26 protein-coding genes are annotated in these 25375 nt (G+C 71.7%); 10 read left to right on the top strand and 16 right to left on the bottom strand.

Annotated features, from left to right (window positions below; all coding sequences use genetic code 11):
* Positions 1–21: 21 nt before the first annotated feature.
* From AB0I82_RS09635 to AB0I82_RS09625, 3 genes are all read left to right on the top strand, one after another.
* Positions 22–765 carry a Crp/Fnr family transcriptional regulator gene (locus AB0I82_RS09635; protein WP_363256580.1) on the top strand — a complete coding sequence of 248 codons (744 nt, stop codon included), beginning with the start codon at positions 22–24 and terminating at the stop codon, positions 763–765.
* A gap of 289 nt (positions 766–1054) precedes the next feature.
* Positions 1055–1588 carry a hypothetical protein gene (locus AB0I82_RS09630; protein ID WP_363256579.1) on the top strand — a complete coding sequence of 178 codons (534 nt, stop codon included), beginning with the start codon at positions 1055–1057 and terminating at the stop codon, positions 1586–1588.
* A gap of 333 nt (positions 1589–1921) precedes the next feature.
* Complete coding sequence (locus tag AB0I82_RS09625; RefSeq protein WP_363256578.1) at positions 1922–2548, top strand: STAS domain-containing protein; 627 nt, start codon at positions 1922–1924, stop codon at positions 2546–2548.
* Between the two features lie 29 nt (positions 2549–2577).
* Here AB0I82_RS09625 and AB0I82_RS09620 read toward each other — a convergent pair whose 3' ends face one another.
* Positions 2578–3438 carry an alpha/beta fold hydrolase gene (locus AB0I82_RS09620; RefSeq protein ID WP_363256577.1) on the bottom strand — a complete coding sequence of 287 codons (861 nt, stop codon included), beginning with the start codon at positions 3436–3438 and terminating at the stop codon, positions 2578–2580.
* 67 nt (positions 3439–3505) lie between these two features.
* On the bottom strand, positions 3506–4708 hold the full coding sequence (locus AB0I82_RS09615; protein WP_363256576.1) for a class I SAM-dependent methyltransferase: 1203 nt from the start codon (positions 4706–4708) through the stop codon (positions 3506–3508).
* Between the two features lie 261 nt (positions 4709–4969).
* Between AB0I82_RS09615 and AB0I82_RS09610 the strand changes: the two genes are divergently transcribed.
* The gene (locus tag AB0I82_RS09610; RefSeq protein WP_363256575.1) at positions 4970–5914 is read left to right on the top strand and encodes a universal stress protein; all 945 of its coding nucleotides are present in this window, start codon (positions 4970–4972) and stop codon (positions 5912–5914) included.
* A gap of 29 nt (positions 5915–5943) precedes the next feature.
* Here AB0I82_RS09610 and AB0I82_RS09605 read toward each other — a convergent pair whose 3' ends face one another.
* A complete protein-coding gene (locus AB0I82_RS09605; protein WP_363256574.1) occupies positions 5944–6582 on the bottom strand; it encodes a VTT domain-containing protein in 639 nt (212 codons plus the stop codon).
* Between the two features lie 233 nt (positions 6583–6815).
* Here AB0I82_RS09605 and AB0I82_RS09600 point away from each other — a divergent pair, with 233 nt between their 5' ends.
* Entirely contained in the window at positions 6816–7412 is a 597-nt protein-coding gene (locus AB0I82_RS09600) for a superoxide dismutase family protein (protein ID WP_363256573.1), read from the top strand.
* Between the two features lie 66 nt (positions 7413–7478).
* Here AB0I82_RS09600 and AB0I82_RS09595 read toward each other — a convergent pair whose 3' ends face one another.
* From AB0I82_RS09595 to AB0I82_RS09585, 3 genes are all read right to left on the bottom strand, one after another.
* Complete coding sequence (locus tag AB0I82_RS09595; protein WP_363256572.1) at positions 7479–7952, bottom strand: DoxX family protein; 474 nt, start codon at positions 7950–7952, stop codon at positions 7479–7481.
* 180 nt (positions 7953–8132) lie between these two features.
* Positions 8133–9839: an alkaline phosphatase D family protein gene (locus tag AB0I82_RS09590; protein ID WP_363256571.1), complete on the bottom strand. Its 1707-nt coding sequence runs from the start codon at positions 9837–9839 to the stop codon at positions 8133–8135.
* Positions 9840–10045: 206 nt separating this feature from the next.
* Positions 10046–10690, bottom strand: a complete 645-nt coding sequence (locus tag AB0I82_RS09585) for an HNH endonuclease family protein (protein ID WP_363256921.1) — start codon at positions 10688–10690, stop codon at positions 10046–10048.
* Positions 10691–10932: 242 nt separating this feature from the next.
* Between AB0I82_RS09585 and AB0I82_RS09580 the strand changes: the two genes are divergently transcribed.
* Both AB0I82_RS09580 and AB0I82_RS09575 read left to right on the top strand, forming a co-directional pair.
* Entirely contained in the window at positions 10933–11691 is a 759-nt protein-coding gene (locus AB0I82_RS09580; protein ID WP_363256570.1) for an ABC transporter permease, read from the top strand.
* Positions 11692–11874: 183 nt separating this feature from the next.
* Complete coding sequence (locus AB0I82_RS09575; RefSeq protein ID WP_363256569.1) at positions 11875–12456, top strand: TMEM165/GDT1 family protein; 582 nt, start codon at positions 11875–11877, stop codon at positions 12454–12456.
* Positions 12457–12523: 67 nt separating this feature from the next.
* Here AB0I82_RS09575 and AB0I82_RS09570 read toward each other — a convergent pair whose 3' ends face one another.
* Together AB0I82_RS09570 and AB0I82_RS09565 are read right to left on the bottom strand one after the other, a co-directional pair.
* Entirely contained in the window at positions 12524–13186 is a 663-nt protein-coding gene (locus AB0I82_RS09570) for an HAD-IA family hydrolase (protein ID WP_363256567.1), read from the bottom strand.
* Positions 13187–13378: 192 nt separating this feature from the next.
* Positions 13379–14254 carry a peptidoglycan-binding domain-containing protein gene (locus AB0I82_RS09565; RefSeq protein ID WP_363256566.1) on the bottom strand — a complete coding sequence of 292 codons (876 nt, stop codon included), beginning with the start codon at positions 14252–14254 and terminating at the stop codon, positions 13379–13381.
* A 312-nt stretch (positions 14255–14566) separates the two neighbouring features.
* On the opposite strand from AB0I82_RS09565, the gene AB0I82_RS09560 reads away from it, so the two are divergent.
* Positions 14567–16627: an MDR family MFS transporter gene (locus tag AB0I82_RS09560; RefSeq protein WP_363256565.1), complete on the top strand. Its 2061-nt coding sequence runs from the start codon at positions 14567–14569 to the stop codon at positions 16625–16627.
* 69 nt (positions 16628–16696) lie between these two features.
* On the opposite strand, the gene AB0I82_RS09555 is transcribed toward AB0I82_RS09560, so the two are convergent.
* The 7 genes from AB0I82_RS09555 to AB0I82_RS09525 form a co-directional block, all read right to left on the bottom strand.
* A complete protein-coding gene (locus tag AB0I82_RS09555) occupies positions 16697–17203 on the bottom strand; it encodes a GNAT family N-acetyltransferase (protein WP_363256564.1) in 507 nt (168 codons plus the stop codon).
* 25 nt (positions 17204–17228) lie between these two features.
* Positions 17229–17555, bottom strand: coding sequence for an antibiotic biosynthesis monooxygenase (locus tag AB0I82_RS09550; RefSeq protein WP_363256563.1), 327 nt, complete (start codon positions 17553–17555; stop codon positions 17229–17231).
* A 95-nt stretch (positions 17556–17650) separates the two neighbouring features.
* Entirely contained in the window at positions 17651–19087 is a 1437-nt protein-coding gene (gene proP, locus AB0I82_RS09545) for a glycine betaine/L-proline transporter ProP (RefSeq protein WP_363256562.1), read from the bottom strand.
* A 393-nt stretch (positions 19088–19480) separates the two neighbouring features.
* A complete protein-coding gene (locus tag AB0I82_RS09540; protein WP_363256561.1) occupies positions 19481–20182 on the bottom strand; it encodes a hypothetical protein in 702 nt (233 codons plus the stop codon).
* 45 nt (positions 20183–20227) lie between these two features.
* A complete protein-coding gene (locus AB0I82_RS09535; protein ID WP_363256560.1) occupies positions 20228–20662 on the bottom strand; it encodes a DUF6114 domain-containing protein in 435 nt (144 codons plus the stop codon).
* A complete protein-coding gene (locus tag AB0I82_RS09530; RefSeq protein WP_363256559.1) occupies positions 20653–21273 on the bottom strand; it encodes a DUF6230 family protein in 621 nt (206 codons plus the stop codon). The genes AB0I82_RS09535 and AB0I82_RS09530 overlap by 10 nt, the downstream gene beginning before the upstream one ends.
* A 252-nt stretch (positions 21274–21525) precedes the next feature.
* On the bottom strand, positions 21526–22758 hold the full coding sequence (locus AB0I82_RS09525) for a cytochrome P450 (protein ID WP_363256558.1): 1233 nt from the start codon (positions 22756–22758) through the stop codon (positions 21526–21528).
* Positions 22759–23027: 269 nt separating this feature from the next.
* On the opposite strand from AB0I82_RS09525, the gene AB0I82_RS09520 reads away from it, so the two are divergent.
* A complete protein-coding gene (locus tag AB0I82_RS09520; RefSeq protein WP_363256557.1) occupies positions 23028–24197 on the top strand; it encodes a steroid 3-ketoacyl-CoA thiolase in 1170 nt (389 codons plus the stop codon).
* A gap of 59 nt (positions 24198–24256) precedes the next feature.
* Positions 24257–24844, top strand: coding sequence for a DinB family protein (locus AB0I82_RS09515; protein WP_363256556.1), 588 nt, complete (start codon positions 24257–24259; stop codon positions 24842–24844).
* A 94-nt stretch (positions 24845–24938) separates the two neighbouring features.
* Here the strand turns inward: AB0I82_RS09515 and AB0I82_RS09510 are convergent, their stop codons facing one another.
* Positions 24939–25295 (bottom strand): transglycosylase SLT domain-containing protein, encoded by a 357-nt coding sequence (locus AB0I82_RS09510; protein WP_363256920.1) that lies wholly within the window; start codon positions 25293–25295, stop codon positions 24939–24941.
* Positions 25296–25375: the final 80 nt, after the last annotated feature.

Here is a 25375-nt window from a genome sequence, read left to right as displayed (position 1 = left end):
ACTGGATGAAAGGCGAGCCTCATGGCAGGCAGCCCGGCCGGTCGCGACGATCTCCGCGGCAACCGAGTCCTCGCCGCCCTGCCCGAGCCGGAACGAGAACGCATCCGCGGCGGGCTCGAACTGGTCGAGATGGACATCGCGAAAGAGCTGTACAAGCCCGGCGAACGGATCGACTCCCTGTGGTTCCCGCTGCGCTGCGTGTGCTCGCTCGTCGCCGATCTGGACGGGACGAGCGTGGAGGTCGCCACCGTCGGCGACGAAGGCCTGGTCGGGCTCCCGGTGTTCCTCGGTGTCAGCACCCCGACCGAGCGGGCTTCGGTCCAGGTCGCCGGGTGGGGGCTGCGGATGGACGCCGACCGGTTCCGCCACGAGATCGCCGTCATGGACGGCGTGTTCCAGCAGGTGATGCAGCGGTACGCCCAGGCCATGTTCACCCAGATCGCGCGGAACGCGGCCTGCAACCGCAGCCACCGCATCCGGCAACGGTGCGCCCGCTGGCTGCTGATGACCGCCGACCGGGTGCACAGCAACGAGTTCAAGCTCACCCAGAAATTCCTCGCCCAGATGCTCGCGGTACGCAGGTCCTCCGTGAGCGAGGTCGCCGGCGCGCTGGCCGAGGAGGGCTGCATCGGCTATAGCCGCGGCGTCATCACCATCCTCGACCGCGAGCGCCTGGAAGCCACGGCCTGCAGCTGCTACCGGGTCCTGCGGGAGGCCACCGATGCCGCCTTCCCGCCGGCCGGCCCGAACGGACACAAGCTCTGACACCGGTGTCCTTTCTGTCGGTTATGCAGGCGTGGTGACTTACCGCGCCGGAAACGGTGCGGAAGGGGGGTGTGTGACGGGCGGCGGAAGCAGTGCCCGCGTGAGGTTGCCGAGGGGCGAAGTGGCCGGAATTGGCGGGTTCCGCGTCGATCGTGAGTTCTATGGTGAAGCGGAGTGGCCCCGGACCCCGGTCGCGCCTGTTCAGCGCGCCCTTTCAGTGGCGGAGTGCCGGTGGGATTCCCCGGCAGCAGGCCCCGAGTCCACTTCCGAAGGAGAGCAGGGTCCGGCCATGGAGCAGAGTACGGCCGCCTCCCGTATGTCCCCGGCCGCCGGCCGAGCCCCCGCGTTCCGCTGGGCGCTCAGCGCACGACGACGGCCCGGTAGCGACAAGGAGGCCACCGTGCTGGCTTGCGCGGTGCTGGACGCGCTCGGCGTGCCGGGGGAGGGCAGCGCGTCCCTGGTCTCGGACCTGGCCCGGGCCACGGCGTACGTGCTGACCCACGGGAGCGCGGACGCGTACCGCCTCACGATCGAGATCGACGGCGGACAGTGCGCGGTACGGGTCGACGAGGACGCCGGGGACGAGGGGAGCGGGCAACTGCCGGGCGCCGGGGACGCGGGGCGGCTGTGCGTGCACCACCGTACGGACGGCTCGCTCACGGTGTCCTTCCGCCGGCCGTTCCCGGTGGTCGCGGAACTCGCGCCGAGCGGACCGGAGTCGGCGGGTCCGGCGGACGTCGTTCCGCTGCCGGTCGTGCCGCGCGCGTCCGGGGGCTGCGGCAGGCCCGGGGCCGTCACCACGGATATGGCCGCCGAGGGTTGACCGTTCACCGTTCTGCTTTATGCTTTCCGATGGCCGGAGATTTCCTGCATAAATGCAGAGCTCTGCTCCTCTCGCGGTGTTTTACGGCGCCATTCGGCCACCTTCTGAGCCTGGCCTGCCGTCAAGCGATATGGATAAAATTCACCCGTCAGTGGCGTTCTGTCATGCCTGATCGATTCTGCGTTGCAGGGCGCGGTTACGGTGCCTGTGCATCCCAGACCCTGGTGCGTACCGGCCCATCGCCGTGTTCGTGATACGGCCTGAAGCACAACTGGGGGTGACGTGGGGGGAAGCGACGCCGATGTGCAGGTGACCGTCCGCCGTGGTGGCGACATGGTCGTTCTCGCACTTCATGGCGAACTCGACCTGGCCATGGCACTGCGCATCGAAGCCGACGTCCTGCTGGCACTCCACGCGCTGTACGCGCTGCGGCGGCCGGCGATATTTCCCGCTCCGCGGGCCCGGACGATGCCGAGGCAGCCGAGGGTGATTCCGCGGATACTGCCGCGCGTGAAGACTCTTCCGGAGGCCTGTTCGGAAGTTCAGTCGGAAGTCCGGACCGAAGGCCATCCCGACCATCCGGACGTGCATCCCGAAGTCCGGCCCGGAGCGCCCGCGGAAATGATTCCGTTGTCGAGCGGCCTTCCGGTTTCCCTTCCCGGATTTCTTCCCGAAGTACGGTTCGACGGGGTGCCCGGCGTGTTCGCGGCCTGCCGCGAGGCCGGCGGGCGGAGCGCCAGGCCCGGCGAGAAGGCCATGGTGGTCGACCTGCGGCACGTCACGTTCATGGACTGCAGCGGACTGGACCTGCTCTGCCGGCTGCGGGACCAGGTGACGGCCCGGGGCGGCCGGCTGGCGCTGATGAATCTCCGGCCCATCGTGCTCCGCCTGCTCAAACTGGCCGCCCTGCGCGAGCCCTTCGAGCTGATCGAGCAGGCGGACGACGACGCGCCCCACTAGTACGCGGTCAATGCGCGCCCAGTACGCGGTCAGTACGCGGCGCCCCGTAGGAATTCGGCCAGTTCGCGGTCGAACTGTGCGGCGTTCTCGAGGTTCACCATGTGGCCGGCGGCCGGGATACGGGCGCGTCGGGCACCCGGTACCGCGAGGGCGACCGCATGGGCGTTGGCCGAAATGTCGGTGCTGTCGAGGTCGCCGTCCATGACGAGGGTCGGCACCCTGATCTCCGCCAACCGGTCCGCCGCGCCGACCTCCAGGGCCATGCCGCGCCCCATCCCCTCGGCGTGCGCCCGCACGGTGGCATCGGCCGTCGCGCGTATCCGCTCGCGCAAGCCGGGGTCGACCGACGCCGGTTCGCGGTGCGGGCCGTCCACCCACATCCGCAGGAAGTGCTCGATGAAGAGCTTCACGCCGCCCGGTGCGCTCACCGCCGTCACCTGCTCCCTGATGTGGTGCAGCAGGAACGGGTCGGCGAACGCGCGGCCGCTGATGCCGGGCGCGGCCAGTACGAGAGCGGCGACGGTGTCCGGGTACGCCAGCGCGCTGTCCAGCGCGACGCGCGCGCCGTGCGAATGCCCGACCAACGTCGCGCGGGCGATGCCGAGACGGTCGAGCAGCGCCCGGAGATCCTCGTGGTGCGCGTAGTCCCCGTCGACACCGGAGGAGCGGCCGTGCCCCCGCGCGTCGTACCGGATCACCCGGTACCCGGACCGCGCCAGCCACCCGAACTGCTCGTCCCACATGCTCAGATCGAGCATGCCCTCGTGCAGCAGCACCACCGCAGGCCCGGCCCCCGCCGCCTCGTAGTACAGCTCACCGCCCGCCACGGGGGCGGTGCCCGACTCGACGCCCGGCTCGATGCCTGCGGGCACGCTCATATCGCTGCTCATGGTGCCATGATCACACTTTTGCCATGGATGGTGGAAGGGAGGGGGAATCGGGCGGAGTCGGTCACTTTTACGGCTGCGCCGCCACGCCCAGTCGCCACAGGGACGTGACTTCCGCCGCGCGAGCCGCGTGGAGCGGGTCCGTGGTGTCGCGGGCGCGCGGGTGCCGGGGAGCGATGTCCAGCCGGTCGAGGACCGTCAGGCCGGCTGCTTCGAAGAGGGCGAGCAGGTCGGCGCGGGTGCGCAGGCCGAGGTGTTCGGCGAGGTCGGAGAGGATCAGCCAGCCCTCGCCGCCCGGTGTCAGGTGTGCCGGGAGCCCGGCGAGGAAGCCGCGCAGCATCCGGCTGTTGGGGTCGTAGACGGCGTACTCCACGGAGGAGGTCGGCTTGGCCGGTACCCAGGGCGGATTGCAGACGATCAGCGGGGCGCGCCCGGCGGGGAAGAGGTCGGCCTCGACGATCTCCACGCGGTCGGCGACGCCCAGCCGCTCGGCGTTCCGCCGCGCGCACGCCAGCGCGCGCGGGTCCTGGTCGGTGCCGATGACGCGCGGGATGCCGCGCCGGGCCAGTACGGCTGCGAGTACGCCGGTGCCCGTGCCGATGTCGAACGCCAGCGCAGGCGGCTCTCCGGGCAGCGGCGCCCGGGCGACCAGGTCGACGTACTCGCCGCGCTGGGGCGAGAAGACGCCGTAGTCCGGGTGGACGCGCTCGCCGCCGAGGGCGGGGATCTCGACGCCCTTGCGGTGCCATTCGTACGCGCCGACGAGCCCGAGGAGCTCGCGCAGGGAGACGACCGAATCCGTACCGTCCGGTGCACCGCCGTCCTCCGGCGCGGGGCCGTACGCCAGCTCGCAGGCCGCGCGGACGTCGGGGGCGCGGTGCAGCGGGACGCCGTACTGGGCGTCGAGCGGGACCAGCAGCATGCCGAGGATGCGGGCGCGCTGGCTCTGCGCGGCGCGGTGCAGGTGGAAGGCGCGGGCCGGGTCGTCGGCGGGGGCCGGCTTGCGGGGGCGGCGGTCGATCCGCCGGGCCAGCGCGGCCAGCAGCTGGCGGGCGTTGTGGAAGTCGCCGCGCCAGAGCAGTGCGGTGCCCTCGCAGACCAGCTTGTACGCCGCGTCGGCCTTCGTCCGGTCGTCGGCGATCTCGACCCGCCGCGGCGGCGCCGCGCCGTTCTCCGAACGCCAGCGGGCGGAGCGGCGTACTCCGGACTCCTCCCAGGTGAGGACGGGGTACGAGGGGTCAGCGGCGGCGGCGTTCAGCTGGGGTGCGTTCATGACGTCCCGGATCAGGCGGCACGGCCGGCTGAGGGCGCGTCCCGGAGTGAGGGGCACGCCCCAGGAGCGGGGCGGTGCGAGGACGTTCGACTTTACCGGCTCCGGGACACCCGGCCTTCTGCTGATCGTGCCGACGACTGTACGGAATGAGTGGAATGCAGGGCTGTATCGCCGGTAATCCGTACTGCCGCATCCTCTCCGGGAGTGTAACGATCGCAGTGGAGCGGCCACGGCCCGCCGGCGGAACGCAGGGAGGCAGACATGGACAGCAGGCCGGTCATCGTCGGGGCGGACGGGTCCCCGGACAGCGAGCGCGCGGTGCACTGGGCGGCGGAGGCGGCCCGGCTCCGCTCCGCGCCACTGCAGGTCGTGCACGTCTGGCCCTACCTCACCGCGGAGCGCGCCGCCGACGCCGAGGCGGGCACCGGCGATCCCGTACTGGAAGAGCTGCGGCAGCGATTCGCCGGAGAGGCCGGGCTGCAGGAGGTCGAGTTCCAGAGCCTCAACGGCCTCACCGACACCATCCTCCCCGCGCTCGGCGACGAGGCGCAGCTGCTGGTGCTCGGCTCGCGCGGCCGGGGCGGCTTCGCCAGCCTGCTGCTGGGCTCCAACGGCATGGCCTGCGCCGCGCACGCCGCCTGCCCCGTCGTGGTCGTGCCGCGCCCGGACCGGGGCGGCGCGCGGACGGCGGCGGCGGACGGCGGCGCCGCCCGGCCCGGCGTCGGCCACCGGCCGGGACCGGCACACGGCCGCGTCACCCTGGGCATCGACCCGACGGCGGAGGAGGCGCGGGACAGTGCCGCGATCGGCTTCGCCTTCCAGGAGGCGGCCCGGCGCGGAGCGGCCCTCCAGGTGATCGCCGCGTACATGTGGCCGATGGTCGTGCCGACCGCCTTCGACTATGTGGTCGCGTACGACACGACGCAGCGGGAGTACGAGCAAGCGCTGGTCAGGCAGGTGACGGAGGCGCTCGCCGGGTACCGGGAGCGGTATCCGGAGGTCGCGGTGGAGGCCGCGCTGCGCCCCGCGGACGCGGCCGGGCAGCTGGTCGAGGCGTCCGAGCAGAGCGATCTGGTGGTGGTCGGGCGGCACCGCCGGAGGCTGCGGATCGGCCGCCGCCTGGGCTCGGTCGCGCACGCCGTACTGCTGCACGCGCTGTGCCCGATCGCGGTGGTGCCGGAGGAGGCGGGGGAGGAGAGCGACTAGGCGTACGAAGGCGTACGAAGCGGCGGCCGTCAGCCCGAGTGCGCGGGCTCGCGCTCCGGGCGGCGCATCACGTACACCGCGGCGGAGCCGGCGGCGACGAGGGCGAGGAACGAGACCGCGGTGCTGAACCACGTGGCGCCCAGCAGATGGCCCCCGAAGTAGCCCAGGGCCACGCTGTACGCCGCCCAGGCCACCCCGGCCACCATCGACCAGGGCAGGAACTCGCGGACCGTACGGTGCGCGACGCCCGCGCCGAGGCTGACCACGGAGCGCCCGGCGGGCGCGAAGCGGGCCAGTACCACGATGGTCCCGCCGCCTCGGGTGAGCGCGGTGCCGAGACGTTCCTGCGCGGCGGTCAGGCGGCGCGAGCGGGCGATGGCGCGGTCGAAGCGGTCGCCGCCGCGCCAGGCCACCCGATAGGCGGCCAGGTCGCCCAGTACCGAAGCGGTCGCGGCGCACAGGGCGAGCGCGAGCAGGTCCGGCAGGCCGGAGTCGCCGTGCACCGGCGAGACGCCGACGGCGGCCGACCGGGTGCCGGCGGCCGTCGCGGCGGCGATCAGCAGCACGCCGCTCGGCAGGAAGGGCACGAAGACGTCGAGCAGTACGCACAGCCCGACGATCAGATAAATCCAGGGGGGATCGGCCAATGCCCCCAGACTGTCCAGCACCTCGTCACTCCAAGTCGTCCCCGGCCGCGACGTCGCATGGCAGCGGCAGGGGCGGCTTGTCGCTCGTACAGCTGTACAGCGTACGCCTGGGATGTCCGGAGATCGGAGCCCGGGGCGGCAGGTGTTGTCCGAATCACGCGTTTCCTGCCGGTGAGATCGCCTGCTGGGCTACACCGTGGATCCGGCGCGCGCCCGCGCGCCTCCGGTACGGGGAGCGACGAGGAGGAAGTGGGATGGCGGCAGGAATGGTGACGGGTGCGGTGGCGGCGCTGCTGCTGGCGGCGCCGGCGGTGGCGGCCCCCGCGCCCGGCGGCACGCCCGGGGGCGGGGACCTGGCGGTGGGCAAGGAAGGCCGGTTCACTCCGGTGTCGCGGTTCGACCCGTCCGACGCGGTCACGTACGACACGAAGAAGGTGCCCGCCAAGGCGCGGATCGTGGTCGCGCAGTGGAAGAACGATCAGGGCATGACCATCCGGCTGAAGGTGAAGGGGCTCCAGCCGCACCGCACCTACGGCTCGCACGTCCACACCAAGCCGTGCGGTGTGCAGCCGGACTCCTCCGGGCCGCACTACCAGAACCGGAAGGACCCGCGGCAGCCGTCCACCGACCCCAAGTACGCCAACCCGGAGAACGAGGTGTGGCTGGACTTCACCACGGACTCCGACGGTGACGCCTCGGTGTCGTCGAAGCACTGGTGGTGGTTCCGCCAGGGCGAGGCCCGGTCCGTGGTGATCCACGACCACAAGACGCACACCGGGCAGGGCCATGCCGGCATGGCGGGCGACCGGCTGGGCTGCCTCTCGGTGCCGTTCAAGCACGCGGTGAAGTAGCGGCGGAAACGACCTTGAGGGCCGCCGGGACGGGCGGCCCTCAAGGGCTGAGCGGAGAGCGGCGGCTCAGACGGCGCTGGGCTCCCGCCGGGGCGCGGCCGGAGCGGCGCTCCCGTCCCGGTCGCCGGAGCCGAAGAAGACCCGGTCCAGCGCCCAGGCGCCGGGGCCGGTGAAGGCCAGCAGGAGGAAGGCCCAGCAGAACAGCGCGGAGGGCTCGCCGCCGTTCTGGATCGGCCATAGCGCCTCGCCCTGGTGGACGGCGAAGTACGCGTACGCCATGGAGCCGGAGCTGATCAGGGCGGCGATGCGGGTGCCGAGGCCGAGCAGCACCAGGAGGCCGCCGACGAGCTGGATGACCGCGGCGTACCAGCCGGGCCAGGTGCCGGCCGGGACGGTGCCGCCCTGACCCATTGCGCCGCCGAGGACGCCGAAGAGCGAGGAGGCGCCGTGGCAGGCGAAGAGCAGGCTGATGACGATGCGGAAGAGGGCCGTCACGTGGGGGCGGGCGCGTTCCGTGAACGGGGGGAGGGGCGTGGGCATGACAGGACTCCTGCGGTTGGGGACGTAACCGAGAGAGCTGAAGGTTAGGCGTGCCTTATTGGTACTTGCAAGTTCAAGCGTTCGCTTGAGATTGGTCTGAACCTTTGCCGTGCCGTCACCATGGTCCAGACCAATGGACTCGTCAAGAGGAAGCGCACGCCCCGATTGCCGCACGCGCGATCACGTCAATGAACGCTCCAGTACGCGCTCCAGGCGCGCCGACCGCCGTCCGCTCCCCGCGCGCCCGTCCCTCACCTCGCGCGCCTGGTCCAGGCTCAGCCGGGCCTCGCGGCCGGTCAGGGTGAGGGTCATCAGCTGGTTGCCGAACCACGGGCCGCCGGTGCGGCGCCAGGACACCGGTGGCCGGCCGGCCCGCACGTGCCGGGACAGCGCGCGCCCCAGCCACCGGCCCACCCGGCTCCAGCCGAAGCGGAAGCCGGCGCGCAGGGCCGCCGGGATGCTGTTGTGCACCGGCGAGCAGGTCAGCTGCAGGACGCGGCCCGCCGGCTCCGCGCCCTCGGGCCAGTGCGGCTCGGCCACGTACGCGTGGTGCACGTCGCCGGACAGGACGCACACGGTCGCGGGCGCGCCCGGCCCGTCGGCGGCCTCCGAGATCAGGTCGGCCAGCGCCGCGAAGGACTCCGGGAAGGCGGCCCAGTGCTCCAGATCGGCCCGCTGGCGCAGCGCTTCACCGCGGCGGGCCCACCCCGGGCCGCGCACGCCGCGGCACAGCGCCGCGTTCCAGACCTCCGCGTCGTGCACCAGATGGGGCAGCAGCCACGGCAGTGAACTCCCGATCAGCAGGTGGTCGTAGCCGCCGGGACCGTCCAGCACCTCCTGCCGCAGCCACTTCGCCTCCGCCGCGTCGAGCATCGCCCGGCTGCCTTCCTCCAGGACGCGGGTGGCGCGCGTGTCGATCATGACCAGGCGTACCCGGCCGAAGTCGCGCCGGTAGCTCCAGCGCGCGCACGTCGGATCGGCGTCCGCCGCCACGGCGAAGTCCCGTACGAGGTCCGTGCCGTCCGCCGTCGCGCGCACCCGGGCGTACAGCTCGTCGCGCGCCAGGTCGGCGGGGGAGAGGTTCCCCAGGTGCTGGTGGACCCAGTACGACATCAGGCCGCCGAGGATGCGGTCGTGCCACCACGGGGTCGCGCGCATCCGGGTCAGCCAGGCGGCCGAGGTGTTCCAGTCGTCGATCACATCGTGGTCGTCGAAGATCATGCAGCTGGGGACCGTGGAGAGCAGCCAGCGCACCTCCGGGTCCAGCCAGGACTCCTCATAGAGGTGGGTGTACTCCTCGTAGTCCGCGACCTGCGTCCACGGCGGCCGTGAGGTGTCGCGGCGGCGGGCCAGCAGGGCCGCGGTCGCCTCGGAGGTCTGGTCGGCGTAGACCTGGTCGCCGAGGAGCAGCAGCACGTCGGGGCGGGGCCGGGCCGGATCGGCGGCCAGCGTGGCGGCGAGGGTGTCCAGCGCGTCCGGGCCCGCCGGGTCGTGGTGCTCGCCCGGCACGCCCGGCACCGCCGCCAGGTGGCTCCTGCTCCCCGAGGGCGGCGCGGCCCAGCGGCAGGAGCCGAACGCCACCGAGAGCGGGCCGTGCCCCTCGGGCGGCAGGGTGCGGATGACGGAGGGCGGGTACGGACTGTCCGGCAGCGGCCAGACCTGCTCCCCGTCCAGCAGGACCCGGTACGGCGTCTCCGCGCCGGGCGCCAGGCCCTCGACGGGGACCAGCGCGTAGTGGTGCCCGGCGACCTGCCAGGTGCGGTCGGCGCCGGTGACGCCGCTGCCGCATGCCACGGTCACCTCGCAGGGCGCCTCGGTCTCCACCCACACCGTCGCGCTGTCCTCGTCCACATAGCGCAGCAGCGGTCCGAGCCGCAGTCCGGTCATCGCGGTCCTCCCTCGCGCGGGCCCGTGCGCCCGCCCTCGTACGGGCGGCTGCCCGCGCCTCGGTCCGAGGATAGGAGTACTCCGCGCGGTGCGGCGGTGGCCGGGCGGCCGGCGGGAGGTCGGGCGGCTCCGCGGGGCATGGGGATGGAAGGCGGAGCCGCCCGGTAGGTGGGGCTGCCCATCGGCAGCCGGTCGGCGGATGCCGGTCAGCAGCCGTCGAGGATCTTCTTCAGCGCGCCCTTCTCGGCGGAGTCGGCGGTCATGCCGTACTCGTGCTTGACCCATACCCACATGCGCGCGTACTCGCAGTGGTACGAGGCCGTCGGCGGCAGCCACTCGGCGGGGTCCTGGTCGCCCTTCTCCTGGTTCACGTTGTCGGTGACCGCGAGGAGCTGGGCGTGCGTGAGGTCGTTGGCGAGCTGCTCGCGGCGGTCGGTGGTCCAGTCGGCGGCGCCGGACTTCCACGCCTCGGAGAGCGGCACCATGTGGTCGATGTCGACATCGGAGGACTGCGTCCAGGTCGCGCCGTCGTACGGGGAGGTCCAGGAACCGCTGGTCGCGGCGCAGCTCCCGTCGGTCTCGACGTCCTTGCCGTCGCGCTTGAGGACGACCTCGCGGGTGTTGCAGCTGTCGCCCTGGTCGCTCCAGTGCGGGAACTTGTCGCGGCTGTAGCCGTCCTGCGGGCCCTCGGCCGCTTCCTTGATCTCGGCGAGATACGTACGGGCGGTGGCGGCATCGGGCGGCGTGGGCGGCGCGGCCTGCGCGGACTGGCCGCCGAGCAGCAGCGTGGCGACGAGCGCGGCGGCCGAGCCGGCTGCGAGGGACGCACGACGCGCGTAGACCCTGGACATGACCTTGGACATCGGAACTCCCGTTGCTGTGGGGGGAAGGGAAGTCGCGAGCGATCGGTCGATCGGTCGATGGTGCGATCGGTCGGGCCACACGATGGCGAGTGGGGGTTTCCGCCGTGCGGTCTCCAGGTAACAGAGTGACGACATGCTCACGTCAGATCAAGAGGTGACGCGCCGCCAGCACGCGCCGAACGTACGTCCGTTGGCCCCGTAGGCCGACCCCGACTCCTTAAGGTGATCGTGTGCTGCTGCCGGTCAACACCACTCTCGCGGTCGTGCTCGCGCTGCTGCTCGTCGCCGCCGTGACGGTCGCCGCGCTGTGCCGGCTGGATCACGCCCGGGGCATCGCCGTCGCGGGCCTGCGCGCCGCCGCCCAGCTCGCCGCCGTCTCCTTCCTCATCGGCTGGGTGGTGCGCGCGGTCCCGCTGCTGGTCTGCTTCCTGCTGCTGATGTTCGCGGTGGCGGTGCGGACGGCGGGCCGCCGCATCACCCGCAATCGCACCTGGTGGTGGGCGGCCGCGCCGATCGCCGCCGGGGTGCTGCCGGTGGTCGCCGCGCTGCTGCTGACCGGCCTGGTGCCGCCGCGCGGGATCACCCTCATCCCCGTGACCGGCATCCTCATGGGCGGTGCGCTCACCGCGACGGTACTGAGCGGGCGGCGCGCGCTGGACGAGCTGGAGACCCGGCGCGGGGAGGTCGAGGCGGGGCTGGCCCTCGGGCTGCTGGACCGGGAGGCGCGGCTGGAGGTGGCCCGGCCGGTCGCCTCCGAGGCGCTGCTGCCGGGGCTGGACCAGACCCGGACGGTGGGACTGGTCACACTGCCGGGCGCGTTCGTCGGCATGCTGCTGGGCGGCGCTTCACCCGTTCAGGCCGGTGCGGTGCAGCTGTTCGTCCTGGTGGCGCTGCTGGCCGTGCAGGCGGTCGCGGTATCGGTGGTACTGGAGCTGGTCGCGTGCGGCCGACTGCACCGCGTACCCTTGAGCCCAGCAGAAGGGGAGTAGCTCTCCGCCGGACCGTCGACATACTGCGCGCCCTCGTGGCGCGCCGGCGCCCGGAGCGTAGGGACAGATCCTGTCCGTACGTCAGCGAGACCTTCGGCCGCAGTGTCCGACGCTGCCGTGCCGAAGCGACCCCTTTCCCGGGCCCCTTTCGGCGCGGCCCTATCGAACGAGGTATTCCACCCCGTGTTCAGCATTACCGTCGCAGCCGTCGTCTTCGGCGTCGTCTTCCTTGCCGAGCTGCCCGACAAGACCGCACTGGCCGGGCTGATGCTCGGCACCCGCTACCGCGCGTCGTACGTGTTCGTCGGCGTCGCGGCGGCGTTCCTGGTGCATGTCGCGCTCGCCATCGCCGCGGGCAGCGTGCTCACGCTGCTGCCGCACCGGCTGGTCCAGGCGATCGTCGGCGTGCTCTTCCTGGCGGGCGCCGCCGTGCTGCTCTTCAAGAAGGACGACGACGAGGAAGAGATCAAGAAGCCCGCCGACCAGAGCTTCTGGAAGGTCTCCGGGGCGGGCTTCATGATGATCCTGGTCGCGGAGTTCGGCGACCTGACGCAGATCATGACGGCGAACCTCGCGGCCCGTTACGGCGACCCCGTCTCCGTCGGCATCGGCGCCGTGCTCGCCCTGTGGGCGGTGGCCGCGCTCGGCATTCTGGGCGGGCGCACGCTGATGCGGTTCGTCCCCCTGAAGCTCATCACGAAGATCGCGGCCTGCGTGATGATCGTGCTCGCGGGCTTCAGCCTGTACGAGGCGATCGTGGGCTGAGGCGTCCGTGACAGCGCTGAGGGGCGCCACCCGTGCGGGTGGCGCCCCTCGTCAGTACTTGCCGTGCTCAGGCGGTGAAGTGCAGCCGTACGCCGCCCTCGGGGAGCACCTCGACGCGTACCTGCGTCAGGTCCTCCACCTGCACCGTCGGCGCGAAGGCCGCGGCCCGCTCGCCCACGCCCACGACGCGCATCCCGGCGGCCTGGCCGGCCCGGATGCCGGCCTCGGAGTCCTCGAAGACGAGGCAGTCCTCGGGAGCGAAGCCCAGCTCGGCGGCGCCCTTGAGGAAGCCCTCCGGGTCCGGCTTGCTGGCGCTCACCGACTCGGCGGTGATCCGTACGGCCGGCATCGCCAGTCCGGCGGCGTTCATCCGGGCCGTGGCCAGCGGGACGTCAGCGGAGGTGACCAGGGCGTGCGGCACGCCGTCGAGCGCGGCCATGAACGCGGGCGCGCCCGGTACCGGTACGACGCCGTCGGTGTCCGCGGTCTCCTGCGCCAGCATCCGCCGGTTGTCCTCGTGGTTCAGCTCCATGGGGCGGTCGGGGAGGAGCGCGGCCATGGTGGCCCAGCCCTGGCGGCCGTGCACGACCTTCAGCACTTCCTCGGCGTCCATGCCCTGCTCGGCGGCCCAGCGGCGCCAGCAGCGCTCGACGACGGCCTCGGAGTTGACGATGGTGCTGTCCATGTCCAGCAGCAGCGCGCGGGCGGTGAGCGTGCGGGATGCCGTCATCGGCGGGCTCCTCGGCTGGCGGGCTGAGTGGTGCGGAACAGAGCGGCTCCGCCCGCCGGTCAGGGGAAACGGGCGGAACCACTTTGTTCATCCACGATACAAAGAGCGGGCGCCACACGCCAAGCCCCCCTGGTCACAGGACCAAGGGGGCGTAGTGGTACGGAGTGGAAAAGGGGCTTGCGAAAGGCCCGGTCAGGGCTGGGTGAGGAACTCCAGGGATTCGCGGGTGGCGGGCCCGTAGACGCCGTACGGGTCGGCCGTCTCGCCGTACAACCGCTGGTAACGGGCCACCGAGGCGGTCACCCCGGCGTCGTACCGGCCGTCCGCCGCGCCGCCGTACAGGTCCAGCTGTGCGAGCCGCCGCTGCAGCTCCACGACCTCCGGGCCGCTCGTGCCCTCGGCCAGCAGTCCCGTACCCACGGCCCGCGGGCCGGGCAGCCGGGCCGCCGAGCGGGAGGCCGGCGCGGAGGCGGTGGGCCGGGGCTGCGCGGCCTCCCCGACCTGCGCGGCTTCCCCCGCTTCCCCCGCTTCCCCGGCCTCCTCGGTGGGCAGGTCGGCGCTGGAACGCCCGCCGAGGTCGGGCAGCGCCTGACCGGTACCGTCCGCGGGCCGCAGCTCACCGCCGAAGAGCGCGGCACAGACCGAACCGGCCGCCGCGGTGACCATGAGCCCGGCCAGCAGCGCGGGGCGGCCGCGCCGCCGGGACGCGGGCGTGGGTGTCGCGGCCGTGGGAGCGGCCTCCGGCGGCGAGTCCATGAAGGCGACCGGCCCCGCGAGCGGGAGCCCGGCCCGGCGGCCGGGTAACTCGACGGAGTACGGCGCGGGGGCTTCCCCGGCGTACGGCTCCGGGACCGGCTCGTCGGTCCGCGCGGCGTACGGCTCGGGGGCCGGTGGCGGGGTGTACGGCGGCGGCGCGTACGGCGGCCGCTCCACCCGGACGTACGAAGGCGGCGGGAACGCCGGCGGACAGTGGGCCCGCACCGTGAATGCACGGGGTTTGCGGGGCGGGTCCGGCGGATCGTCCGGGTCGGGCGCGTCCGGCAGCGAGATGTACGGGCGGATGTGCAAGGGGTCAAAATCCGGCGCTGCCGCCTGCTCGCACCGGCAGCCCGGTCGGCCGTCGGTACGAGCGGGGGCTAAGCAGGTCGGGCAGTTCCTGGCCTCCACGTGCGGGTCCCCTCCCTCGTCGTCGGCTGCGATTATCCAGTCGCCGCCGCCTCCTGCACAGGGCCCCCGGACGTGAACAACCGGAGACCGACACGTCGCCCGACCGGCCATAGCGGGGCAAAATGATCGGACGGGGAGTGCGGCTCCGCTCCTCGGCCGCTGCCCGGGGCCCGAACGCGCTCCCCGCCGCGGTTCCGACCTAAGGAGACGTCCATGGCGCAGGACACCAGCGCTCCCGCCGCCCCCGCCGAGGACCGGCCGCAGCGGACCGTCCTGGTGGCGATCGGCGCGCTGCTGCTCGGCATGCTGATCGCGGCGCTCGACCAGACCATCGTCGCCACTGCGCTGCCCACGATCGTCAGCGAGCTCGGCGGCCTGGACCACCTCTCCTGGGTGGTCACCGCCTACCTCCTGGCCTCCACGGCGGCCACCCCGCTGTGGGGCAAGCTCGGCGACCAGTACGGCCGCAAAAAACTCTTCCAGGCCGCGATCTGCATCTTCCTGATCGGCTCCGTGCTGTGCGGCATCGCGCAGAACATGCCGGAGCTCATCGCCTTCCGCGCGATCCAGGGCCTGGGCGGCGGCGGTCTCATGGTGCTGTCGATGGCGATCGTCGGCGACATCGTGCCGCCCCGCGAGCGCGGCAAGTACCAGGGCCTGTTCGGCGCGGTCTTCGGCGGGACGAGCGTCCTCGGGCCGCTGCTCGGCGGGCTCTTCGTCGACCACCTCAGCTGGCGCTGGGTCTTCTACATCAACCTGCCCATCGGCGCGGTCGCGCTGATCGTCATCGCCGCCGTGCTGCACATCCCGTCCAGCCGCACCCCGCACCGCATCGACTACCCAGGCACCGCCCTGATCGCCGCGGTCGCCGCCTGCTTCGTACTGATGACCTCGCTCGGCGGGGTCAGCTACCCGTGGGGCTCCTGGCAGATCATCGGCCTCGGCGTGCTCGGCGTGCTGCTCCTCGGTGCCTTCGTACTGGTCGAACGGCGGGCCGCGGAGCCGGTCCTGCCGCTGCGCCTCTTCCGGCTCCGCGCCTTCGCGGTCACCTCCGCCATCGGCTTCGTCATCGGCTTCGCGATGTTCGGCGCGATGACGTACCTGCCGACGTTCCTCCAGGTCGTGCACGGTGTCTCACCGACCATGTCCGGCGTGCACATGCTGCCGATGGTGGTCGGCATGCTGCTCTCCTCCACGCTCTCGGGCCAGCTGGTCAGCCGTACCGGGCGCTACAAGGTCTTCCCGATCGCCGGCACCGCGGTCACCGCCGTGGGCCTGCTCCTCCTGCACAACCTCGACCGCGGCAGCAGCGTCGCGGAGATGAGCGGGTACTTCTTCGTCTTCGGCCTCGGTCTCGGCCTGGTCATGCAGGTCCTCGTGCTCATCGTGCAGAACGCCGTCCCGTACGCCGACCTGGGCGTGGCCACCTCGGGGGCGACCTTCTTCCGCTCGATCGGCGCGTCCTTCGGCGTCTCGATCTTCGGCACGATCTTCGCCAACATGCTGGGCCCGCGGATCGCCGACGCGCTCGCCGGCCGCCGGCTGCCGCCCGGCGTGGACCCGGGCACGCTCGCCGAGGACCCGCGCGCGGTGGCGAAGCTGCCGCCCGGCGAGGCGACCGGCGTGCTGGACGCCTACTCGACGTCGATCACCAACGTCTTCCTGTACGCGGTGCCCGTCGTCCTGCTCGCCTTCGCGCTGGCCTGGCTGCTCAAGGAAGAGCCGCTACGGGGCTCGGTCACCGCCCCGGACACCACGGAAGTCCTCTCCTCCAACCCCGTCGAACGCTCCTCGCACGACGAGTGCGCCCGCGCGCTCAGCAAACTCGGCTCCCTGGAGGGCCGCAAGAAGCTGTACGAGTCGATCACCGCGCGCGCCGGTCTCGATCTGAAACCGGCGGCGAGCTGGATGGTGCTGCGGATGAACCGCTACGGCTCGGTCGAGCCCGCGGTGCTCGCCGAGCGCAGCGCCGTACCGCTCGGTGTGATCTCCGAGGCCACCCGGCAGCTGGAGGAGCGCGGCCTCGCGGAGCGAGAGGGGATGCCGATGGTCCTCACCGAGGCCGGCCGGCGGGCCGCCCACCGCCTCGCGGCCGCCCGCCAGGAGGCCCTGGCCGACCTCCTGGGCGACTGGTGGACCAAGGACCGCCCCACCGACCTGACCGAACTCGTCCGCCAACTGACCGCCGAAATGGGCGGCTCGCACGCCGAACGCCCACGCAACGGCGACGCCAGGCCCGTACACCGCCATACGGGGGCCTACCCGGCGCCCTGACCCCGGCCCGCCCCCAGAGCCCGCGGCTCAGCGCCTGTGTCCGTCCGACCAGGGCTGGGACACAGGCCCTCAGTCCAGCCGTTTCTCGAACCAGATCTGCGCGTACGGACCCTCGTTGTACGCCGGTATCTCCACGAACCCCGACCGCCGGTAGAAGCCGATCGCCTCTACCAGGTCGAGCCGGGTGTCGAGCCGGACGCGCCGGGCGCCCATGCCGCGCGCGGCGGCCTCCACGGCGGCCAGCAGCGCCCCGCTGCCCCCGCTGCCGCGCAGCTCGGGCCGGACGTACATGCGCTTGAGCTCGGCCGTGCCCGGAGCCAGCAGCCGTACGCCCGCGCAGCCGCCCGGCGCGTCGCCGTACCGCGCCAGCAGGAACACCCCGAGGGGCGGCATCAGGTCGTCGACCGGATCCTCGGCGACGGCCCGGTCCAGCTCCTCGTCGGTGGCCGGGCGGCCGTACCAGCGGGAGGCCACCTCGGCGAGGTAGTCCCGCAGCACGCCGGCCGCCTCGGGCGAGGCGACCAGCGTCTCTCCGACCGTCCACACCCGGCGACCGGTCGCGCATTCCCCCGTCATGTCGCGCATTCCCCCGTCACGTGGCTCAGCCCTGCTTCGGCGCGGCCTGCTGGACGACCTCGAAGGACCACACGGTCGAGCCGGAAGCGGCCGGCTTCGGACGCTCGGCACCCTCGCCGCCGCCCTGGTGCGCGGCCTTCATCGGCCCCTCCATCCACGCCTGGAAGGACTCCTCGTCGCGCCAGCGGGTGTACACCAGGTACTGGTCGGTGCCCTCCACCGGCCGCAGCAGCTCGAACCACTCGAAGCCGTCCGAGGACTCCACGGCACCGGCACGCGAGGCGAAGCGCTTCTCCAGCACCTCCCGCTGCTCCTCGGGAACGGTCAGCACATTGATCTTCACGATACTCATGCGGTCATCCTGCCGCATCGGCCCGCGCGCACGAGAGAGCCCCCTGCCGCGGGGGCAGGGGGCTCTCTCGTGCAGTCGGCGCGGGAAGCCGCGGGTCAGGCCGCCTTGCTCAGTTCGCGGGCCTCGGCCTCGCTGGCTACCGCGGGCTTGGAGCCCGGGAGGGGGCGGCCGGCGCTTTCGGTCATCTTCCAAACCGCGATTCCGCCGATGACGCCGGCGGCCATCATGTAGTACGCGGGCATCATCTTGTCGCCGGTCGCGCTGATCAGGGCCGTCACGATCAGCGGGGTCGTGCCGCCGAAGATCGAGACGGAGACGTTGAAGGCGATCGAGAGGGAGCCGTAGCGGACCTTCGTCGGGAAGAGCGCGGGCAGCGTGGACGGCATCGACGAGGTGAAGCAGACCAGCAGCAGGCCGAGCGCGGCCATGCCCAGGCCGATCGCGGCCAGCGAGCCCTGGCGGATCAGCAGCAGCGCCGGGATGGAGAGGACGAAGAAGCCGATGCAGCCCGTCGCGATCACGGGGCGGCGGCCGAAGCGGTCGCAGGCCCGGCCGGCGAACGGCTGGACGCACATCATCAGCGCCATCACGGCCAGCACGACCAGCAGACCGTGCGTCTCGTCGTACTTCAGCTCCGAGGTCAGGTAGCTGGGCATGTACGACAGCAGCATGTAGTCCGTGACGTTGAAGACCAGGACCAGGCCGACGCAGAGCAGCATCGCGCGCCACTGACCGAAGATCATCTCGCGCAGGCCGGTCTTCTTCTCGGCGGCGCGGCGCTCCTTCTCCTGCTCCGCCGCCTCCTTCTCCATCTCCGCGAAGGCCGGGGTCTCCTCCAGGCGCATCCGCAGGTACAGGCCGATGATGCCCATCGGGCCCGCGATCAGGAACGGGATCCGCCAGCCCCAGGAGAGCAGGTCGTCGTGGCTGAGCAGCGCGGTCATCAGGGTGACCAGGCCGGCGCCGCCGATGTAGCCGGCCAGCGTGCCGAACTCGAGCCAGCTGCCGAAGAAGCCGCGCTTCTTGTCGGGCGAGTACTCGGCGATGAAGGTCGAGGCGCCGCCGTACTCACCGCCGGTGGAGAAGCCCTGCACCAGGCGGGCGATCAGCAGCAGTACCGGGGCCCAGACGCCGATGGCGGCGTACGAGGGGATCAGGCCGATCGCGAAGGTGCCGATCGCCATCATGATCATGGTGATCGCGAGGACCTTCTGGCGTCCGATACGGTCGCCGAGCGGACCGAAGATCATGCCGCCGATGGGCCGCACGAGGAAGGCCGCCGCGAACGCTCCGAACGTCGACAGCAACTGCGCGGTCGGGTTCCCGGAAGGGAAGAACACCTGCCCGAGGGTGACCGCGATGTAGCTGTAGACGCCGAAGTCGAACCACTCCATCGCGTTACCGAGCGCGGCCGCCGAAACGGCCCGTTTCGCCATGGCCGGGTCGACGACCGTGGCCCCGTGCACCGAAGTGCTGGACCGACTTTTCGTGCGGGTATCCGGGCCGGGTGCGACGGAAGTGTGCGTCGGCACGTGTTCGCTCGCCTGCGCTCTCTGGGACGACTGCAAAACATTCGCCCGCCGGGCCTCCGACGGGCGAACAACGACCATAGGGGCAGAACGGATCGTCACGGAGTGTGCACGGTTGCATAAGGAAATCGACGAAAACCGCTGCATTGCAGGGGCGACGTCGGTGCCAAACCGGACATCGCGAAAGTATGCCTGTGATCCTTGTCGCTGCGATCCGGCGGAACTGGGGCCCGTTCTGTGGCCTGGCGCACGTGGTCCTGTGGCCCGGCGCGCGTGGACGGCGCGGTACTCCGGGGAGTGCCGCGCCGTCGGATCGTCGCCCGTCCAGCATCCGCCCGGCGGCGGTGTCGCGCCACTCGGGCGGAGCCGGGCCGGTCGGTCAGCCGGTGACGGGCGTCAGCTGGTGACGGTGATCTGTGCGGCCGGGTCGGTCGTGTCCGACACCGTATAGGTGGCACCGAACGTCGAGGTGGTCGCGCTGGTCGGGCAGCCGAAACCGCCGGTGACGGTCACCGGGACCGTGGCGCCCGAGAAGGTGAGCGTGGACGGCGCGCCATTGGCCCACGTGCCGTTGACGGTGGCGGGCCCACTGGGCGCCGCGGTGACCGTACAGCTGGCGAGGCCGCTGGTCTTCACGACGACGCCGCCCTGCGGGATGTTCATGGCGGCCGTGCTGGGCGCGCCGTTCTGCATGGCCACGCCCCAGCTGCCGCTGGTGGTGACGGTGGCGCTGACGCCCGCCATGCTCGTCGTGCAGGAGCTGTACGTCGGAGCGGTGATCGTACTGGCCACCGCGCCCGCGTCGTTGTGGTTCGCGGGCGCGTCCGGGACCTTGCCGGTGGCGTTGGAGACCGTACAGGTCACGGTCACGGAACCGGCCTTGAAGGTGGCCTTGCCGCTGAGCTTCGCGGCGAAGGCGTGGCCGGCGGGGGTGACGGTGGTGGACCCGGCCGCGACCTCGGCGGCGGGTGCCGCCGCGGTGGCGGGGGCGGTGACGGCCAGGCACAGTGCGCCCGTGGCCGCGATGCCGGTGCCGGCGGCGAGCAGGGTACGGGCCGAGGCGCGGCGGGGCGTGCCGGGTCTGAGGTGGTGTCTCATGGGGGAACTCCTTCACGGTTGCCGTTGTTGCGGGGGAACGTGCGGTTACCGGTGCGGAGGTGCGGGGGGTGGGTCGAGGGGGGCCGACGGGGCCGGAGCAGGGTCCTCTGCGGCGGGCAGGGGTTGCCACGCGAACATCAGCGCGCCGCCGAGGATGCCGAGCAGGGTGCCGATCAGGAAGCCGCCGAGGTTGGACATGACCAGCGCGGCGGCCGCCAGCAGGACGGTCAGTACGCCTGCCAGCCCGCGGTACTGCGGCGCGATCCAGGCGGCCAGGCCGAGCACGATCAGTACCAGCCCCAGCAGTACGGACGGGATGCCGGCGATGCCCTGCTGCAGCATGATCTTCAGCGGGGCGAGCGGGAGCACGCAGATCTCGGCGCCCGCCAGGATCGTGGCCAGCCCGCCCCAGAAGGGGCGGCCCTTGCGCCAGCGCCACCAGGCGGACCGCGGGCGTGCCGGGCGCCGGGTCAGAAGCATTCCTTCTTGCCCTTGCTGATCTTCATGCTCAGGCCGGAGAGCTTGAAGGTGCCCGCGTTGGTCGCCCACGCGGTCTGCTTCAGATCGGTGATGTGCACGTCATCGGCCTGCTGCGCGAACGCGTCCTGCATGCCCTGCGCGTCGGCCGGCCCCTTGTCCAGCGTGGAGGCGTCCCGGCCGATCTCGATGTTGTTGAACGAGGCGTTTCCGGAGAGCTGGGTGGCGTCCACATAGAGGTTCTCGGCCTCGACGGGCTTGCCGCCCTTGCCCGCGGTCAGGTTGAGCGAGATGTTGCCCAGTACGGGCAGCTTGGTGACCACCGACTGGCAGAGGTTGTTCAGTTCCGCCTTCTTGATGGCGGTCACCGCGACCGGCAGCAACTCGCCGCGGGCGTTCGTGTCCACGCCCCCGTACTGCGCGAAGCCGTCCCCGTCGAGGCTGCTCGCCGAGACCTTGAACTGCTGGCCCGATACGGCGAAGGACGCCGCCAGCGCCCCGTTGGCCAGGGCGATGGCCAGGGCCGCCGTGCCCGCGAAGGCCGGGACGGCGAGCACGGCGAACTTCCGCGCGCTGACACGTCCCGTGACCGGTCTGCCGTGTGCGTCTTTCATAGCATATATCCCCTTCGATGCGTGCGGGATCGATGAGTGGGGGGAGCGAGAGAAGAGCGAGGCGCGTGGGGAGGAGAGCGCGGCGGGTCGAGCCGCGAGCCTGGTGTTACCGCCGGTGTTACTGGCGAGTTGAGTTGAATGTAAGTGCGCCAGTAGGCGTTGGCAAGGTTGCGCGGCAGACGGTTTTCCGCCAAAAGGGAAGGGTGGTGGGCGCCGGAGTCCGACGCCCACCACCCTTACAGGAAACGGGAGTTACCCGTAACTGACCCGCAGCTCCTTGACGCCGTTCAGCCATGCCGAGCGCAACCGCCGCGGGTCGCCGGTCAGCGCGATGTCCGGCAGGGTGTCGGCGATGGCCCGGAAGATCAGGTCGATCTCCAGTACCGCGAGGGACTTGCCGAGGCAGAAGTGCGGGCCGCCGCCCCCGAAGCCCAGGTGCGGATTGGGGTCACGGGTGATGTCGAAGATCTCGGGCCGGTCGAACACCTCGGGGTCGTTGTTGGCCGACGCGTAGAAGATGCCGACCCGCTGGCCCTCCTTGATGTGCGCGCCGCCCAGCTCGGTGTCGCAGGTGGCGGTGCGCTGGAAGGAGACCACCGGGGTCGCCCAGCGCACGATCTCCTCTGCGGCGGTGGCCGGGCGCTCCCTCTTGTACAGCTCCCACTGCTCGGGGTGGGTGAGGAACGCGTGCATGCCATGGGTGATCGCGTTACGGGTGGTCTCGTTGCCGGCCACGGCCAGCAGCAGCACGAAGAAGCCGAACTCGTCGCTGCCGAGATTGCCCTCGTCCTCCGCGGCCACCAGCCGGCTGACGATGTCCTGCGCCGGGCACTCCTTGCGCGCCGCCGCGAGGTTCATGGCGTACGAGATGAGCTCCATCGCCGCGTTGGTGCCGACCTCTTCGGTGATCGCCAGCTCGGGATCGTCGTACGCGATCATCTTGTTCGACCAGTCGAAGATGCGGGAACGGTCCTCCTGGGGGATGCCGATCAGCTCGGCGATGGCCTGAAGTGGCAGCTCACAGGCGATGTCGGTGACGAAGTCGCCGCGGCCGTTCTTCTTCGCCTCCGCGACGATCCGGGTGGCGCGCTCGCGCAGCGCGTCCTCCAGAGCGCGGATGGACCGGGGCGTGAAGCCGCGCTGGACGATCTGGCGGACCCGGGTGTGCTCGGGCGGGTCCATGTTCAGCATGATCAGCTTCTGGACGTCGATCTGGTCCCGGGTCATCGACTCGTTGAAGCGGATGATCGAGGTGTTGCGGTTCGCCGAGAAGACGTCCGGCCGGGTGGAGACCTCCTTGACGTCCGCGTGCCGGGTCACCACCCAGTAGCCGTCGTCCTCGAAGCCCGCGATGTTGTGCGGCTGGGCGTTCCACCACACGGGCGCGGTCCGCCGCAGCCGGGCGAATTCGGGGAGGGGTACGCGTTCCTGGTAGACGTCGGGATCGGTGAAGTCGAACCCGTCGGGCAGCGCGGGACAAGGCATCGGCGACTCCAGGTCCGGTTGTGTCCGGCTTGCCTGCTCGTTCCGACGAACTCGTCCTGAATTTCCTCCTGACGAGCCATCAGAATCTGCCGCGAAGGTAGTAACGAGTTCTACAAGTGGCAAGGCTCACGCGGGAAATGCTTGCGAGTACGGGTGACGCGGCACCCTTGCGCGGGCGCGTGAGGCTCGTGAGACTGGGCGCGGAACTAGAACGCGTACTAGTTCTGCCCGGGTGCCGGGCCGCCCGGACAGCCAGGAGAGGACGAGTCATGGCCGCTGAACCCGTCATCGTCGAAGCCGTCCGCACGCCGATCGGCAAGCGCGGGGGCGCGCTCGCCAATCTCCACCCCGCCTACCTGCTGGGCGAGACATACCGCGAACTCCTGGCGAGGACGGCGATACAGCCGGACTGCGTCGAGCAGATCGTCGGCGGGACGGTCACCCACGCCGGCGAGCAGTCCATGAACCCGGCCCGGAACGGCTGGCTGGCCGTGGGCCTGCCGTACGAGACCGCCGCGACCACCGTGGACTGCCAGTGCGGCTCCTCCCAGCAGGCCAACCACATGGTCGCCAACATGATCGCGGCCGGCGTCATCGACGTGGGCATCGGCTGCGGCGTCGAGGCGATGTCCCGCGTACCGCTCGGCAGCGGCTCCAAGCACGGCCCCGGCAAGCCCTTCCCTGATGAGTGGAACGTCGACCTGCCCAATCAGTTCGAGGCGGCCGAACGCATCGCCCGTAAGCGCGGCCTGACCCGGGAAAACGTCGACGCGCTCGGGCTGATCTCCCAGGAACGGGCCGCCCAGGCCTGGGCCGAGGAGCGCTTCAAACGCGAGACGTACGCGGTCCAGGTGCCCACCACGGAGGAGGAGCAGGCGGCCGGGCAGGGCATGTGGCGGCTGGTCGACCACGACGAAGGGCTGCGCGATACGAGCATGGAGGCGCTCGGCTCGCTCAAGGCGGTCATGCCGACCGCCGTCCACACGGCGGGCAACTCCTCGCAGATCAGCGACGGGGCCGCCGCCGTGATGTGGGCGTCCAAGCGGATGGCGCGGGCGCTCAAGCTGAAGCCGCGGGCGCGCATCGTCGCCCAGGCGCTGGTCGGCGCCGACCCGCACTTCCACCTGGACGGTCCGGTCGACGCGACCCGGGCCGTGCTGGGCAAGGCCGGCATGTCCCTCAAGGACATCGACCTCGTCGAGATCAACGAGGCGTTCGCGTCCGTCGTCCTGTCCTGGGCGCAGGTCTTCGAGCAGGACCTGGAGAAGGTGAACGTCAACGGCGGAGCCATCGCCCTCGGCCATCCGGTGGGCGCGACCGGGGCCCGCCTCATCACCACGGCGCTGCACGAACTGGAGCGCGCCGACAAGGAATTCGCTCTGATCACGATGTGCGCGGGCGGGGCGCTGGCGACGGGGACGATCATCCAGCGGCTGTGACGGACCGGCCGCAGCGCTGGTCGACGGCCGTTGTCAGTGGTGCGTGTCACACTCCTGCCATGACGACAGAATCGACAGAACCGGCGGGCTCGGCGGACCGCCCGAAGATCCCTCCGGAGAACCTGCCGCCGGTCTGGGCGGGGCCGGACGAGCGCCCCGCCCCGCCGCTGGTCGGCGACGAGCGCGAGATCCTCACCTCGTTCCTGGACTGGCACCGCAGAACCTTCGAGCTGAAGTGCGCCGGGGTGCCGCCCGAGCGCCTCTCCGACAAGAGCGTCCCGCCGTCCGGCCTGAGCCTGCACGGCCTCATCCGCCACCTCGCCGGTGTCGAGCACTGGTGGTTCCGCGTGCAGTTCGCCGGTGAGCGGGACGACTTCCCGTACTACTCGGACGACCACCCCGACCAGGACTTCGAGATGCTGGAGGGGGACGTCGAGGAAGAGCTCGCGTTCTGGCGCGCCGAGTGCGCGCACTCCCGCAAGCTCGTCGCCGCCGCGCCGTCGCTGGACGTCACCGGCACCCATGCGGCGAGCGGTCAGCCGGTGTCCCTCCGCCGCATCCTGGTCCACGTCATAGCCGAGTACGCCCGGCACAACGGCCACGCGGACCTGCTCCGCGAACGCATCGACGGCGCGACCGGGCTCTAGGACCCGGGCACGCCGTCGGGCGAGGGGGAAAGGGGAGGGGGAGCGGCGTCAGGGGAGCCGCTCGTGCCCAATACCAGTTCCCAGTACCAGTTGCTCAGTACCAGTTGTGGGACTGCCAGAAGGACCAGGCGCCGCAGGGGCTGCCGTAGCGCTCGTTCATGTAGTTCAGGCCCCACTTGACCTGGGTGGCGGGGTTGGTCTTCCAGTCCGCGCCGGCCGAGGCCATCTTCGAGCCGGGCAGCGCCTGGACCAGGCCGTACGCGCCGGAGGAGGCGTTGGTGGCCTGCGGGTTCCAGCCGCTCTCGCGCTCCACGATGTTGCTGAAGCACTGGAACTGCCGCGCGTCCGGGATCTGCTGGTGCGCCGCGGCCTGGGCCTGGCTCGCACCGGCCCGCTCGGCGGCGTGCGCCGGGGTCGCGGAGAAGGCGGCCGCGGCGGTGCCAAGAGCCACGGCACCGACGGCGGCGGCGCCTGCGGCCCGGCGGCGGGTGACGAAACGGGGAGCGGTACGGCCGGCGACGCGGCCGGCGG

It is taken from the genome of Streptomyces sp. NPDC050315 (genome assembly GCF_040655775.1).
Lineage (GTDB): Bacteria > Actinomycetota > Actinomycetes > Streptomycetales > Streptomycetaceae > Streptomyces.
This window is presented reverse-complemented; position numbering and strand designations above follow the sequence as displayed.